The 15863-nt window shown below is 59.2% G+C and carries 6 protein-coding genes and 2 pseudogenes; 2 read left to right on the top strand and 6 right to left on the bottom strand.

Translation table 11 applies throughout. From position 1 onward, the window contains the following. Window positions 1-199 precede the first annotated feature (199 nt). A pseudogene (locus ACQKEN_RS18065) lies at window positions 200-1249 on the top strand (methyl-accepting chemotaxis protein); the annotation flags it as partial. Next, window positions 1232-2104 (top strand): methyl-accepting chemotaxis protein, encoded by an 873-nt coding sequence (locus ACQKEN_RS18060; protein WP_427687599.1) that lies wholly within the window; start codon window positions 1232-1234, stop codon window positions 2102-2104. The pseudogene ACQKEN_RS18065 and the gene ACQKEN_RS18060, both read left to right, overlap by 18 nt. A gap of 154 nt (window positions 2105-2258) precedes the next feature. Here the strand turns inward: ACQKEN_RS18060 and ACQKEN_RS18055 are convergent, their stop codons facing one another. The 6 genes and pseudogenes from ACQKEN_RS18055 to ACQKEN_RS18030 form a co-directional block, all read right to left on the bottom strand. Beyond that, entirely contained in the window at window positions 2259-2393 is a 135-nt protein-coding gene (locus ACQKEN_RS18055) for a hypothetical protein (protein WP_427687559.1), read from the bottom strand. 78 nt (window positions 2394-2471) lie between these two features. Continuing rightward, window positions 2472-6255 (bottom strand): annotated as a pseudogene (locus tag ACQKEN_RS18050) (DUF6531 domain-containing protein); the annotation flags it as partial. 36 nt (window positions 6256-6291) lie between these two features. After that, window positions 6292-6690: a hypothetical protein gene (locus tag ACQKEN_RS18045; protein ID WP_427687557.1), complete on the bottom strand. Its 399-nt coding sequence runs from the start codon at window positions 6688-6690 to the stop codon at window positions 6292-6294. A 1-nt stretch (window position 6691) separates the two neighbouring features. Continuing rightward, entirely contained in the window at window positions 6692-11065 is a 4374-nt protein-coding gene (locus tag ACQKEN_RS18040; RefSeq protein ID WP_427687555.1) for an RHS repeat-associated core domain-containing protein, read from the bottom strand. Between the two features lie 73 nt (window positions 11066-11138). Continuing rightward, a complete protein-coding gene (locus tag ACQKEN_RS18035; RefSeq protein WP_427687553.1) occupies window positions 11139-11399 on the bottom strand; it encodes a hypothetical protein in 261 nt (86 codons plus the stop codon). Beyond that, window positions 11396-15856, bottom strand: a complete 4461-nt coding sequence (locus ACQKEN_RS18030; protein WP_427687551.1) for an RHS repeat-associated core domain-containing protein — start codon at window positions 15854-15856, stop codon at window positions 11396-11398. Before ACQKEN_RS18030 ends, ACQKEN_RS18035 begins: the two co-directional genes overlap by 4 nt. Between the last annotated feature and the right edge of the window lie 7 nt (window positions 15857-15863).

The raw sequence follows: 15863 nt of genomic DNA, 5'->3' as shown, positions 1-15863 counted from the left end.
CTCACAAAAAATTGGCAAAAAGAACTGAACTTTTAATCTTTGATAGTTACGTCGATAAAAATAGATTATTAAGTCGATAGTGTAGGGAAAAAGTGATTTTTCACTAAAGTTTATTTGCGGCGAGCCGAAGTTTAAGGCGGTAGGAATGGCATGGAGTAGCCCTCGCCTATGTGAACACCTATAACTTGCTGAGGGCGCCATGCTAAAGAACATCTTAATCAACATGACTGTCAGGTCTAAACTCGTACTTGGCTTCACCCTGGTGATCATATTCACTGTCCTTATCGCCCTCACGGGTTGGACGGGCATCGCCTCACTGAGCGAGCGAAGTGAGCGCGTCTCTGATATCGCCAAGCTCACAACGCTGACGCGAGACATGCGTATAGCCCGGCTGGTTTACGGCCAGAATTCTGATGACGCCAACGCCGCCAGCTGGCTAAAAGCGTACGACAACCTGGACGCTCATCTGGCTTATTTGCGGCAGATACTCGACTCCGAGCTCAATATTCCGCACGTCAAAACCGCAACAGCCGCGATGACGGTCTACAAAGGTTTTTACAACGACATCATCAATGCAACCCGCGCTCGCGAAGCCAGTCGAGCCGTATTTGGCAGTAACGGCGACGATGCATCGGAGGCGCTGCAACGCTTTGACGCCTCCGCCAATTCGCCAGAGGGCACGTCCGAACAGCGAGATGCAATCAGGCAAGCGCTGACGCTCTTTCAGAAAATGCGCTTTGATGTGCGTGGGTACACTTACACGCTAAAGCCTGACGCGCAGCAGCTGGCGATCGCTTCAATCGCCACGCTCATGAACAACACCCAATCCCTGCAAGCCGCTGGATTTCAGCCCGAGGCCATCAAAGGCTTCCAGGCTTCACTGAGCAAGTATCAGGCTGCCATCGCTCAGTTCTCGGAAGCACAGGCTGCGATTAACCAAGGCCAGGCAGGTATCACGAAAACCATCGAAGTCCTGCTGAGTTCTGCCGATCAGTTGGCACAAAACCAGGTTTCGCTGCGTATCGAGGACGTTGGTCAAGCCAACAAGATGTTGATCATATGGCTCAGTATCGCGCTCATCATCAGCGCATTGGCTGCATGGGTCATCACTCGACTCATCGTGGGGCCGCTTCGCGAGGCGCTGCAATTGGCTGATCGAGTCGCCAACGGCGATCTGACCTACAGCGAAGTGACGGCAAGGCGAGACGAACTGGGCTTGCTGCAAACCAGCATGCAAAAAATGACCACCAACCTGCGGCAGTTGATCGGTGGCCTGCGCGATAGCGTCACTCAGATCGCGAGCGCTGCCGAACAGTTGTCGGCAGTGACCGAGCAGACCAGCGCGGGGGTTAACAGCCAGCGAACCGAAACCGATCAGGTCGCGACAGCCATGAATGAGATGGCCGCCACTGTTCAGGAAGTGGCGAGAAACGCAGAGCAAGCGTCAGATGCGGCGGTCAGCGCCTCGAAAGAAGCCCGCGATGGCGACGCAGTTGTTGCCAAGGCAGTGCTTCAGATTGAAAAACTCGCCACCGAAGTCGGCCATTCGAAAACCGCGATGGATGAGCTCAAGCAAGAGAGCAACAAGATCGGCGGCGTGCTCGACGTGATCAAGGCGGTTGCCCAGCAAACTAACTTGTTGGCACTCAACGCCGCCATTGAAGCCGCGCGCGCTGGCGAAGCCGGACGAGGTTTTGCGGTTGTTGCGGACGAGGTGAGAAGCCTGGCGCAGCGCACTCAAGCTTCGACTGAAGAAATTGCGACACTAATTGGTGGTCTGCACAGCCGGACCGAACAGGTGGCGACCACGCTGGAAAACAGTCGCCTCCTGACTGACAGCAGCGTGGAGCTGGCGCGGGATGCGGGGGCTTCGATCGGCAACATCAGTCGCTCAATTTCAACCATCGAGTCGATGAACCAGCAAATCGCCGCCTCTGCCGAAGAGCAAAGTGCAGTGGCTGAAGAAATCAATCGCAGTGTTCTCAGCGTAAGGGACATCTCCGAACAGACCGCTTCCGCCAGTGAACAAACAGCAGCGTCAAGCGTTGAGCTGGCGCGTTTGGGTGTGCATCTGCAGGGGTTGGTGAGCAAGTTCGTTGTCTAGCCGCCGGGGTTGGTAGATGTAGGATCGTTGCGTAGCCGCGGTCCGATCTTCGCTGACTCAGCGGATGCCAAGCATGTGATTCAGGCGCTGCAAAAAGGCTTCACAAGCACTGTTTACGTCACTGAAGCGCTGCTCTTCGGTGCGCAATCCGCGCTCACTGTAGAAGATCGACCAGCCCCCGTTTTCTTCGACCAGGCAGAGCCGCCTCGTCGTTGATTTCGCCGATGGCGTAGCTGTCGGCGGGGGCCTGGATTGTTTTCAACTGTTCGGCCAACTCACGGCGATCCACATTTGCCTCCTTTTTTGACTTCTCTCAAGTGTCCGGAATCGAGATAGGACTGGACTGATTTATCCAGCTCGAACTGCCGCCCATATCCGGATCGTAAAAGCGGAAGGTGTTGTAGTGCAGGCCGGTCTCGCGATCGAGGTACTGGCCCTGGAATCTGAGGTTCTGCTCTTCAATGAAATAGGGCTGCCGAACTTCCTCAACCGTGTTGCCCCATACCTGATAGCGGGCGCGCCAGAGGGTTTGGCCGTCGGGCTCGTGAAGCTGCTCGGGCATGCCGCTGAGGTCGTTCTGGTAATAACGAATGCGTTGCTGCGCGCCTGCTCCGTCGACGCGGGCCAGAGGCTCATGGGTTTCATCGGCGTACACGTACAGGCTGCTCAGGCTGTGTTTGTGCTCTTGCAGCAGGCGCAGGCCGTCCCACGTAAAACGGGTTTCTCCCAACAAATAACCCTGGCTGTCGCGTTCGGTTTTGGCGATGCGCCGACCCAGCGGATCGTATTGCATGCTGACCACGGTTTCACGCGCGCCGTCGTGAGTGCGGACCTCGATCAATCGATGTTCGGCGTCGTAGGCGAAGCGTTGCAGGCGTCGGCTGCCGCTGCGCTTCTCGACCATCCGGCCAGAGGCGTCATAGCGATAGCGCTTGTCCTGCCAGGTCAACAGCTTGTTGTTGACCACATACCCGCCGGGGTGCGCAGGATCGAGCAGATTGGCGGCAGCGTCGTAAGCGAAGGTTTCGCGCTGGCCCTCTACGCTGTCCTGGCTGGCGAGAATGCGTGCTGTCGCGTCGTAGTGCATCAGATGACGATAGTTGCCGGCTGGTTGGCGCTCGAATTGGCCGATCAGATTGTTGCTCGGGTCGTACTCGAAGTGCTGCTGTTCAGGCGCCGGCAGTTGCGACGGCTGATCGATGGGTCGATGCAATCGCGAGCGCAGTCGGCCGGTGCGGTCGAAGTCCTGACGTAGGCACATGTGCCCCTGCGTGCGCAGCACTTCACGATGCAGGCGATCACGCTCGAAGTCGCTGACGACATGGCCATCGAGGTTGATCTGATGCAGATGTCCACTGCCGTAATACAGCCGGTTCAACCAGCGCCCGTCAGGCAGTTGGGTCTGGATCAGATTGCCCAGTTCGTCGTACTGATGATTCAGCGTGCCTGCCGCACTCTGTTCGCTCTGTAGCTGACCTGCGGCGTTGTACCTGAACGTCAGGGCATCCTGAGTGCCGTCGCGGCCGATGAAGAGGGCCGAGCACATCTGATCCAGCGCGTTGTACTGGTACTCGGTGCGACCGTCGTCAGTGATCTTGGCGATCAGGCGTCCGACCGCATCGCGCTCAAGCTGATGAATGATCAGCGGCGCAGGGCTGTCAGGTACGAGCGCCAGGCCCGAACCATGGGGCGCGGGAATATAGGCAACCCGAATGACATTATTCAGCGCGTCGTAGGTGTAACGGCGGGCGCTGCCATCCAGATCGAGCTGTTCAATCAGGCGGTCGTTGGCGTCCCAGCTGAAGCGGTAATCCTCGCCGTTCTCATTGGTCAGCGTTTGCAGTCGCCCGAAAGCGTCGTAGAGAAACTCAACTTGTCTGCCGTGAGCATCGATGCGCAGCCGGACCTTGCCCCGGCGGTCGTACTGATAACGGCTGCTATGTCCGGCCGGGTCAACGTAGTCCGTTAACTGGCCGCTGGCGCTGCGTTGATACTGCTGGGTTCGCCCGTCGGCCAGCACGTAATTGATCAGATGCCCCTGAGCGTCGTAGGCCAGTTGCGTTCGCTCGCCCAGTGCATCGGTGATGCTGACCAGTTGGCCTCGTGGGTCGTACTGATAGCGCGTCGGATAGCCCGAGCAGTCGATGTGTTCGGTCAGTTGCCCGAAGTCATTCCAGCGCAGGGTTTTGCTCTTGCCGCTGGCGTCGATGACTTCGATCACCTTGCCGTGAGCGTCGTGGCGATAACGCGTAACGTGCCCCAGCGGATCGATTTCATGCGTACGATTGCCGCGCTGATCGTAGCGGTAACGCCAGGCATTGCCCGCGCTGTCGGTCTCAGTCAGCGGCAGCGGCCAGTGTTCCAGCCACAGGGTGGACTCGCTGCGGCCCAGCGGATCGAGGGTCGAGCACAGGTTTCCGGCGTCGTCGTAAGAGTATTGCCACTGCCCGTCCTGTGGGTCGATGGCGCAGAGCAACTGGCGTTCGTCGTTCCACTCAAAGCGCCAGACCTGATTCAGGTTATCGCTGTATTCGGTGATCTGATGCTGTGAATTCCAGCGTCGCGTGCTGACGCGATTCAGGTTGTCGGTGACGTGAGTGATGCCTGCGTTAAGGTCGTAGTCGAAGCGATACTCGTCGCCCTCATCGGTCCAGTGCCGCGACACCCGCCACTCGTTGGCAAAACGTTCCCACTGGTAAAAGCAGCGCAGGCCGGTCGCGAGTTGATGCTCGCTCATGCGCAGCCCCTCGTCGTAGGCGAAGCGGCGCTGTGTGACCCCTAGCGTGTTGCGGACCTCGATCAGCTGGCCACGAGCGTCGTAGCTGTAATGGGTCAGCAGCTCATTGGGGTGATCCGCAATGACCCGCTCGATGCGCTCTACCCGACGTGGATGAGTGGCGGCATAACTCAGCGTAAGCCGGGGTTGTTCGAAGGTGTCGCGCAGTTGAATCAGCCGACCCTGTTCGTCGTAATCGAGGTAAATGCGGTTGTCGTTGCGGTCGCCCAACTGGCTGAGGCGAAGCTGGCTCGGGTTCGCTTGCGTGGGTTCAAACAGCCGGTATAAACCCTCTTCGCTTTCGATCAGCAACTGGCCGTTGCCATGGCGTCGCACGCTCAGGCCTTCGCCAGCGCTGTACGTCGCCTGACCCGGCGCAATCAAGCCCAGGTCGATGCTTCGACCCTGCTCGTCGGTATAGATCAACCGCTCGCCGCCCTCGGGGTGCGGCTCGATCTGCACGCTGACTTCGAAGCGCACACTCCAGCCGACACCGAACAAGCCGTCGCGTCGTTCATCGCGGCTGTTGTAAACGCGCTGCCAGTGAATGGGCAGCAGCGCAGGCAAGACGCAATCCAGATCATCCTCGCCGCCAAGCACCTTGGCGCCCGTGGCCGCGTGCACCGGATTGGGCGATGCGCTGGTGGCGCGGGTCAGCGCACCGATGGCCATGCTGGTGGCGAAGGACGTGGCGCCCGCGAGCAGCATGCACGGCAGGTTGCTGATGAACTTGCCTTTACCGCCCTTGAGCATCAACAGCGCCGCAATCGCCAGACCGATGCCCGGCGTCTTACCGCTGCGAATCTCGCGCACCACCACCTTGCCACCGCCGATGCGCACGTTCGGCGAAATCAGCCCCGACGACACGACCGTTGCATCGCAGGTGCTGCGATCACCGCTGCGCACGGCAGGCTGGCCGTTAATGGTCACCTTCTCCGAACCCTCGGCGAGGAACTGCGGCGGCATCGGTGGATGGCGCGTGCAGAGCACCAGATCAAGCGGCTTTGGCACCACGCCCGGGGCCGGAGTCGCCACCGTTGACGAATGTGTCGGTCGAGCCAGTGAGGATATTGGCCTGCACCGTGGGCGGGAACAGGCCGTTGCCAATGTCCTCGCATAACGAACTCAGCCCCTTGTCGGCCCCGGTTTTGCTCATGGCAACGCCGACAATCACCCCAATCACCGCGCCCAACACACACGCCCCGATCCCGCCGGTCGCCACGGTAATCCCCGTCGCCGCTACTACGGCAGCAGTGGCCAGCGCTGTGATCGCCACGTTAGCCGCAACCTCAAGCACACCGCCGAGGATGTCAGCCATCATCGAGGTGTGGGAAAGGGCGTCGCCCAGGCGGGCTGCGTAGAGGGGGTTAGACATTTATTATTTAAGTCATAAGAATGGAAAGTTGATGAACTACAGCTTTTTTACTTTCCAGACGCGAGTAGCAGCGGTGAAAGAAAGTCCTTTAAAAAAAACGGCCAACCTATTCACTTCCTCCCATACATAGACGCGAGCTGAGCTAAATACTATGGAGCTGTCTTGGTTCGAAATCTCTAAAAAATAGTGGTCCTTTTCGTAATCGTAGGAGCCATCATTTTTTAATGCATAGCGAGCGGGGCGCATCGTAATTACGCAATCGTCTGCGAGATATACCGTTTTCTCAAGCTCGGCCGCATCTTGATTCCATGGGTTTTTTTCTGACCGTATCGAGTATTGATGTTCATCACGTAGAACGGTGTACCAGTAAGGCTCTACCTTATCCTCTAAAGCTTTTTCCAGATTTGAACTGGAGCGTACAACCAGCTTTTTCATATCAGTAATCCAAATGAAGGTTGGATGTGATGCCTTGCTCATTATTCCAGGCGTTCACATGAGGGCCTGCTCCCAGTTGGGGATGGCCAGGTGAGTCATCCCTCCATCCGGACGTCTCTGACTGGTTTTTCATCCCTATCCTTCCTTGAGAGATTTTCCACGAGGGTGGCCCTCCTCGGAATTCTGCTTTGGTAATTGGCAGAGGTCTCGAGCCCAAGTTGCCAGCAATTTCTGACGCAGCCTGACGCGCAGCACGTCGGTTAGGCATTTTGTATCTGTTCTCGCCAGCCGTAACACCACCATGTCTCTTGATAATCGACTCGGCATGAGCTTGAGCCTTAGTGTCCCGGAAGCAAGGCTTCCATCCCAGAGGATCCACCCACCCAACCGGATTCGGCGCGTACTGATAGAGATTAATCCCACCCGCCAACCCAATCGGATCCGGCGTCGTGAACCTTCCCACGTCCGGGTCGTAAAACCTGAAGGTGTTGTAATGCAGTCCGGTTTCGCGATCAAGGTATTGGCCCTGAAATCTGAGATTCTGTTCCTCGATGAAATACGGCTCGCGGACCTCTTCGGCGGTGTTGCCCCAGACCTGATAACGCGCCTGCCAAACGACATGCCCGTCAGATTCGGTCAGCTGCTCGGGCAGGCCGTTGAGGTCGTTGTGGTAGTAGCGAATTTTTTGCAGGGCGCCGCTGCCGTCGATGCGGGCGAGGGGTTCGTGGCTGCCGTCGGCATAGACGTACAGGCTGGTCAGGCTGTTGCGTTGTTCTTGCAGCAGGCGCAGACCGTCCCAGGTGAAGCGGGTTTCGCCGAGTAATTGGCCGTTTCGGTCGTGTTCGCTTTTGCCGATGCGTCGGCCCAGCGGGTCGTAGCTCATGCGCACGACGTGGCCGTTGGGGTTGTGCACTTCGGTCAAACGGCTGTCAGCGTTGTAGGCAAACCGTTGGGTGCCGTGGCGGGCGCTGCGCTTTTCGATCATCCGCCCGAAGCCGTCGTAGCGATAACGCTTGTCCTGATACGTCAGCAGTCTGTTGTGCACGACCCGCCCGGCACCGGATTGCGGGCCGTCGAGCAGGTTGGCGGCGGCGTCGTAGGCGAAGGTTTCGCTGTTTCCCTGAAGGTTGTCCTGACTGGCCATGATCCGTGCCGTGGCGTCGTAGTGCAGCAGCGTTCGCTGGTCACGCTGGCGGTTGCGATTCAGTCGTCCGATCAGGTTGTCGGCGGGATCGTATTCAAATTCCCTGCTCGATTCGGCAGGCAATTGCGGCGGTTGATGCGTGGCCCGACGTAACCGGGAACGCAGACGCCCCGTGCGGTCGTACTGGCTGCGCGTGCTGATCTGCCCTTGGCTGCGCAGCACCTCGCGATGCAGGCGATCACGCTCGAAGTCGCTGATGACCTGCCCGTCGAGATTGATCTGGTGCAGATGACCGCTGCCGTAATGCAGGCGATTGAGCCAGCGGCTGTCGGGCAGTTGCGTCTGAGTCAGATTCCCCAGTTCGTCGTAGTGATGCTGCAACGTGCCAGCCGCCCTGTGCTCGCTGAGCAACTGCCCCATCGCATCGTAGGCAAACCCCAGCGTCTGTTGCTGACCAAGCTCATCGGCAAACGCGACTTCAGTCAGCTGATCCAGCAGGTCATAGCGGTACTCAGTGCGCCCGTCGGCAGTGACCTTGGCGATCAGGCGACCCGCCCCGTCGCGCTCCAGTGAGTGAACAATCGAATCCGCAACACGCTGGGTTTCATCAGGCGCAGGCAACTGCTCTACGCGAACCGGATGACTCAGCGCGTCGTAGCCATAGCGCCGCTGGCTGCCATGCAGATCCTGCTGAGTCACCAGCCGATCAGCGGCATCCCAGACAAAGCGATAACTCTCGCCATTCTCGTTGGTCAGCGCCTGCAGTCGGCCATAGGCGTCGTAGCTGAACTGCACCTGGCGATTGTGGGCGTCGAGGCGTTGTCGCACCTGACCCCGGCGGTCGTACTCATAGCTCGTGGTATGGCCGGCCGGGTCGGTATAACCGGTGAGCAATCCGCTGGCATCACGCACGTAGTGTTCAGCCCGACCGTCCGCCAGTTGACTGTGCAACAGCCGCCCCTGCGCGTCGTGCTGATAAAGCGTGCGCTCCCCGAGCGCGTCGGTGATGCCCTGCAGGTAACCGCGTTGGTCATAACTGAAGGCCGTCGGATAACCCGAGCAATCCACGTGTTCGATCAATTGACCGAATTCATTCCAGCGCAGCTGTTTGCGCTTACCGATGGCGTCGATGACCTCGATCACCTGGCCACGCCCGTCGTAGCGATAGCGCGTGACATGCCCCAGCGGGTCGGTTTCGTGGGTGCAATTGCCACGCGGGTCGTAGCGGTATTGCCAACGGTTGCCGGCAGCGTCGGTTTCGACCAAGGGCAACGACCAGTGCTCCAGCCAGACCGTCGAGTCGCTGCGCCCCAGCGGATCTTGCGTCGCGCTGAGGTTTCCGGCGTCGTCGAAGCTGTACGACCACTGTCCGCCTAAAGGATCGGTCGCGCTGAGCAACTGGCGCTCGTCGTTCCAGCCAAACCGCCAGGTCTGTCCGAGATTGTCGGTGTACTCGGTGATCTGGTGCTGACTGTTCCACAGGCGCGTGCTGCGCCGGTTCAGGCTGTCGGTGATCTGCGTGCTGCCAGCACCCAGGTCATAGTCGAAGCGGTACTCATCGCCCTCGTCAGTCCAGTGATGAACCACGCGCCATTCGCGCCCATCAATCAGCGCCCATTCATAAAAGCAGCGCAAGCCGGTCGGCAGTTGATGCTCGACCATGCGCCGCCTGCTGTCGTAAGCAAAACGTCGCTGTACCGCTCCAAGCGCATCGCGTACCTCGGCCAGATCGCCGACAGCGTCGTACGCATAGCTCGCCAGAACTTCCCGGGTTTGATCGCCAAACAAGCGCTCGACACGTTCCACCCGACGCGGCCATTGCGCCGAATACACCAGCGATACGCATAAAGCGTCGACGGTGTCGCGCAGTTGAATCAGCCGACCTTCAGCGTCGTAATCCAGATAAATGCGGTTGTCGTTGCGGTCGCCCAACTGAGTCAGGCGCAGCAACGAAGAATCGCTTGAAGTCGGATCAAACAGCCGATAAACCCCGTCCTCGCTCTCGATCAGCAGCTGGCCATTGCCATGCCGCTTCACGGCCAGCCCTTCCCCCGCGCTGAATACCGCGCCGCCGAGCGGGATCGACCCCATGTCGATGCTGCGCGCCTGCTCATCGATGTAGATCAGCCGTTCGCCACCCTCCGGGTGGGCTTCGATGCGCACACTTACCTCGAATGCCACGCTCCAGCCCGCGCCGAACAGGCCATCGCGGCGCTCGTCACGGCTGCTGTAAAAACGCTGCCACTCAATGGGCAGGATGCCCGGCAGCACGAAGTCCAGCTCTTCAACACCGCCGAGGACTTTGGCGCCGGTGGCGGCATGCACCGGGTTTGGCGAACCGGCGATGGCGTTGGTCAACGCGCCCATGGCCGAACTGACGACGAACGAGTTCACACCGCTAAGCAGCATGCACGGCAGGTTGCTGAGGAACTTGCCTTTGCTGCCCTTGAGCATCGTCAGTGCAGTGATCGCCAGGCCCACCCCGGGCGTCTTGCCGCTGCGGATTTCCCGCACTACCACCTTGCCGCCGCCGATGCGCACGTTGGGTGAGATGAGGCCAGAGGACACGACGGTCGCGTCGCAGGTACTGCGGTCGCCGCTGCGCACGGCGGGCTGCCCGTTGATGGTGACCTTGTCCGAACCTTCGGCGAGCATCTGGGGCGGCATCGGCGGGTGCCGCGTGCAGAGCACCAGGTCCAGGGGCTTGGGCACGACGCCAGGTCCGGGCGTCGCGACAGTGGGGCGCCACATCTGCGCGAAGAAGCCCTTGGCCATGTCGAGAAAGCCCGTTTCCTCCAGGGATTCGGGCTCCTCGGCTTCTGCACTGTCAGGTGAGCCCGCTGGCACCAGCGTCGACGGCACGCTCCCTGCCGCCCGCGCGGCGGGAATGCCGTTGATGAAGGTGTCGGTGGAGCCGGTCGTAATAGTGGCCTGAGGCGTGGGCGGGAACAGGCCGTTGCCGATGTCCTCGCACAACGAACTGAGGCCCTTGTCGGCGCCGGTTTTGCTCATCACCACGCCGACAACCAGTCCGACCACCGCGCCCAGCACGCAGGCGCCGATGCCGCCAGTGGCTACGGTAATCCCCGTTGCCGCGACCACCGCAGCGGTGGCCAGCGCGCCGATGGCGACGTTGGCGGCCACTTCCAGCACGCCGCCGAGGATGTCGGCCATCATTGAGGTGTGCGATAAGGCATCGCCCACCCGAGCAGCCCAGAGTGCGTCAGTCATTCACGGCACTCATGAAAAACACTCTGCGGGGCGTCTTCGTGCCATGTGCCCCATAAGGCAACGACAGCACGCGTTACACCTTACTCAACAGCTTGCTGAACTGAGTCAGCAGTTTCAGCCACTGATCGTACGAGACGCCCACAATGAAGTAATCGCCAAGCCATTTCACATGACATCGGCTGATCAACTGCTTCGCAGCGTCCTGTCGCGCGCTCAATGATGCGGTCTCGTTGAGCACGGCATCGGTCAGTTGGCGGACTTCATCGGCTTCTTTCTGAAAAGACGATTGCGTCAGATGATCGCAAATCAAATCGCTGCATGCCCGTATGTTCATAGTCGCGTCGTTGCTCCTGTGTATCTGCCCCCGGAGGTGACGACCTGCCACCCCCCGCCAGTTTTGTCTGCCCCCCACTGAAGTTGCGGGGCCACTTTTCCTTCGAGCAACACCTGATCTTTGGTCAGCGCAATATTACCTTCATACGTTGCGGAGTTGTTCGGCGGGAGCGCCAGATTGGCACGCCTGTCAGCGGCCGTTGCGCCTGCTGAGCCGCGTGTCACGAACACCTGAGAAGCTGCCCCGGGCGTGTCCTCCGTGATCGTAAAAACATCACCTTTTTTTCCGCGTGTCGCGTAGATCTGGCCCTCGAAACTGTCGACCGTTTCTTGCTGACTTTTTTTGTCACGACCGCGACTTTTTAAAAGCTTGCGTGCGGAGTTGCGTGAAATTGCAGTTTTTCCGCCCGAGGAGCATGACCAGCCAAGCGGGTCGACCCACGCCAAAGGATTGGGTGCGTACGCGTAAAGATTTAGACCACCCGCCAGGCCGATAGGGTCGGGCGTGGTGAAGCGTCCGATGTCCGGATCGTAGAAGCGAAAGGTGTTGTAGTGCAGACCGATCTCACGATCCAGGTATTGGCCCTGAAAGCGCAGGTTCTGCTCTTCGATGAAGTAAGGCTCACGGACCTCTTCAAGCGTGTTACCCCATACCTGATAACGCGCCTGCCATACCGAGTGTCCATCAGCTTCGCTGAGTTGTTCGGGAAGACCGTTCACATTGTTGTGGTAGTAGCGTACTTTCTGCAGTGTGCCGCTGCCATCAATGCGCGCCAGGGGTTCATGACTGTCGTCGGCATACAGGTAAAGGCTGGTCTGACTGTGTCGATGTTCTTGCAGCAAGCGCAGGCGGTCCCAGACGAAAAGGGTTTCGCTTAACACGTATCCCCGAGGGTCGCGTTCGATCTTGGCCGTGCGCCGACCTAACGGGTCGTAGGCCATCTGTACGATTGTTTCTAGGTTCCCTCGCTGCGTGCACACCGTGATTAATCGATGTTCGGCGTCGTAGCCGAAACGCTGAACCTGAAATTTTCCGACGCGTTTCTCGATCAGGCGTCCCCAGGCGTCATATCGGTAGCGCTTGTCCTGATAGGTCAACAGTCGGTTGTGAACGATCAAGCCCGTTACGCGTGGGCCGTCGAGCAGGTTGGCTGCGGCGTCGTAGGCGAATGTCTCATGCTGGCCGTGCACACTCTCCTGGCTGGCAACAATACGACCGGTTGCGTCGTAATGCACACGCTGGTTCTGCGTCACATTGGTTTGGCGATCCAGGCGGCCAACGAGGTTATTGCCCGGATCGTAATCAAAATGCTGCTGGGCCGGAGCCGGCAGTTGTGAGGGCTGGTTGGCTCTGCGGGTAAGGCGTGAGCGCAGGCGGGCACCACGGTCATAATCGCTAACGGTCAGCATCTGCCCTTGGGTGCGGGAGACTTCCCGGTGCAGGCGGTCACGCTCGAAGTCACTGATGACCAGCCCGTCCAGATTAATCTGGTGCAAATGCCCGCTGCCGTAATACAGGTTGTTCAACCAACGACCGTCGGGCAGCTCCATCTGAGCCAGGTTGCCGAGCTCGTCGTAATGATGCCGCAGATTCCCTGCCGCACTGCTCTGCTCCAGCAGTTGGCCGAGCGGATCGTAAGCAAACTTCAGTGCCTGAGTCTGGCCTTTGCGGTCGGTAAAACTCACACCAAGCAGTTGATCCAACGGATCGTATTGGTATTCATAACGCCCGTCATCGGTGGTTTTGGCAAGCATGCGGCCGACCGCGTCGCGCTCGAAACGATGGACGATCGGTGAGAGCGCCGCAGTCGGCACCACGGCCATGCCGTTACCTTGAGGGGCGGGTATATCTTCGGTCTGCACAACATTGTTCAGCGCATCGTAAGCATAGCGCCGAGCACTGCCGTCGAGGTTTTGCTGCACGGTCAGGCGGTCGCCCGAGTCCCATGCAAAACGGTAGTGTTCACCGTTCTCATTGGTCAGCTGCAGAAGGCGGCCGAAGCTGTCATAACGGAAGTGCACCGTACGGCCATGGGCGTCGATGCGTCGACTCACCTGGCCACGCCGATCGTAGTGATAAACGGTCGAGTGCCCAGCCGGGTCGATAACGGCGGTCAATTGACCGCCAGGGTTTCGCTGGTAGTGCTGAGTCCGACCATCAGGGGTGCGTGTCAGCGACATCCTACCGAGTTCATCGTGCTCATATTCGATGCGTTCGCCCGTCGCATCGATTTTCGCGCAGAGCATGCCGCGTACGTTGTACTCAAGGCGTGTCGGATAACCCGAACAGTCAACATGCTCGATCAGTTGACCCAGTGTGTTCCATCTCAAATAGTTGTGTTTACCGCTGGCATCAATGATCTCTATAGGTTTCCCACATGCGTCATATCGATAACGTGTGGTGTGCCCCAACGGATCAGTTTCGTGAGTACGGTTGCCGCGTGCGTCGTATCGGTAGCGCCAGCTGTGCCCTGCGCTATTGGTTTCTGTCAGTGGAAGTGCCCAGTGTGAAAGCCAGACGATCGATTCGCTTCTGCCCATAGGGTCAGTTGACTGGCAGAGGTTTCCGACGTCATCGTAACTGTATTGCCATTGCCTTCCTGCAGGGTCCACAGCCCTCGTAAGGTGGCGTTCATCGTCCCAGTCGAAGCGCCAGATCTGCCCAAGGTTATCGGTGTGCTCTGTGATTTGAAGGTCGATATTCCAACGTCGCATGCTGGTACGATTCAGGCTGTCGTGGATACGCAAGCTGGCGTTATCCAGATCGTAGTCGAAGGTGTACGCGTCTCCGTCATCGGTCCAATGTCGGATGACGCGCGAATGCTCGTCCTCGAACACTTTCCAGTCATAGAAGCAGCGCAGCCCTATCGGCAACTGGTGTTCGATCATCCTGCGCGCGTTGTCGTAGACGAAGCGCCGTTGCTGATGCCCTTTCACGTCACGTACAACGGCCAGGTCACCCTGAATGTCTTGCTCGTAGCTGATCAGTAGCTCGCGGGTTTGGTCGGGGTATATCCGCTCGACGCAGTGCAGTCGTCCGGGCCACTGGGTTGCGTAAGTCAGCTCGGCCGTGCACTGCCCGGAGCCGTCGCGAAGGCGGGCTATTCTCCCTTGGTCGTCGTAGTCGATGTGAATCCGATTGTCATTGCGATCACCCAGCGTGCTCAGGCGCAGCAAAGACCCATCGCCAGGCTCGAACAGGCGGTACAGTCCGTCGTCGCTTTCGATGAGCAACTGTCCATTGCCATGGCGTCGGACATTAAGCCCCTCGCCGCTGCTATAGACCGCGCTGCCCGGGGCGACCCAGCCAATGTCAATTCGTCGACCTTGCTCGTCGGTGTAGATCAGTGTGTGTCCGCCATCGACATGCAGAACCGTTTCTACACTCACTTCAAAAGCGACACTCCAGCCCGCACCGAAGATTCCATTGCGGCGCTTATCGCGGCTGTTGTAAACACGCTGCCACGTGATCGGCAATACACCTGGCAGAATGAAATCCAGGTCGTCGATGTCGCCCAGTACTTTGGCGCCGGTCGCCGCATGTACGGGGTTGGTGGCGGCGACAATTGCATTGCTGGCGGCACTGATTGCCGCGCTGGTCACGAACGAATTTGCTCCCGCCATGAGCATGCAAGGCAGGTTGCTGATAAATTTTCCCTTGCTGCCTTTAAGCATCATCAGCGCGGTAATCGCCAAGCCTATGCCCGGTGTCTTGCCGCTGCGGATTTCGCGCACCACCACTTTGCCGCCGCCAATGCGCACGTTCGGTGAGATCAGGCCGGATGAAACGACGGTGGCATCGCACGTACTGCGGTCGCCGCTGCGCACCGCAGGTTGTCCATTGATGGTGACTTTTTCTGAGCCTTCGGCAAGGAACTGAGGAGGCATGGGTGGATGGCGCGTACAGACCACCAGATCCAGTGGCTTGGGCACAACGCCAGGGCCCGGTGTCGCCATGGTAGGGCGCCATAGCTGAGAGAAGAAGCCCTGAGCCATGTCCAGAAAGGTCGGCTCTTCTTGTGCCTGCTCCTCCGGGGCGGTAACGTTTTCACTGAGTACGGACCCACTTGGCACAAGCGTTGAAGGCACGCTCCCTGCCGCCCGCGCGGCGGGAATGCCATTGATGAAGGTGTCGGTGGAGCCGGTCGTAATAGTGGCCTGAGGCGTGGGCGGGAACAGGCCGTTGCCGATGTCCTCGCACAACGAACTGAGGCCCTTGTCGGCGCCGGTTTTGCTCATCACCACGCCGACAACCAATCCGACCACCGCGCCCAGCACGCAGGCGCCGATGCCGCCAGTGGCCACCGTAATCCCCGTCGCCGCGACCACCGCAGCGGTCGCCAGTACGCCGATGGCAATGTTGGCTGCCACTTCCAGCACGCCGCCGAGAATGTCGGCCATCATTGAGGTGTGCGACAACGCATCGCCAACCCGAGCGGCCCAGAGTGCGTCAGACATTCACGGC

It is taken from the genome of Pseudomonas sp. NPDC078416, from assembly GCF_050268485.1.
Classification (GTDB): domain Bacteria; phylum Pseudomonadota; class Gammaproteobacteria; order Pseudomonadales; family Pseudomonadaceae; genus Aquipseudomonas.
The sequence above is the reverse complement of the archived record's forward strand: the minus strand, read 5'-3'. Positions and strand labels throughout refer to the sequence as shown.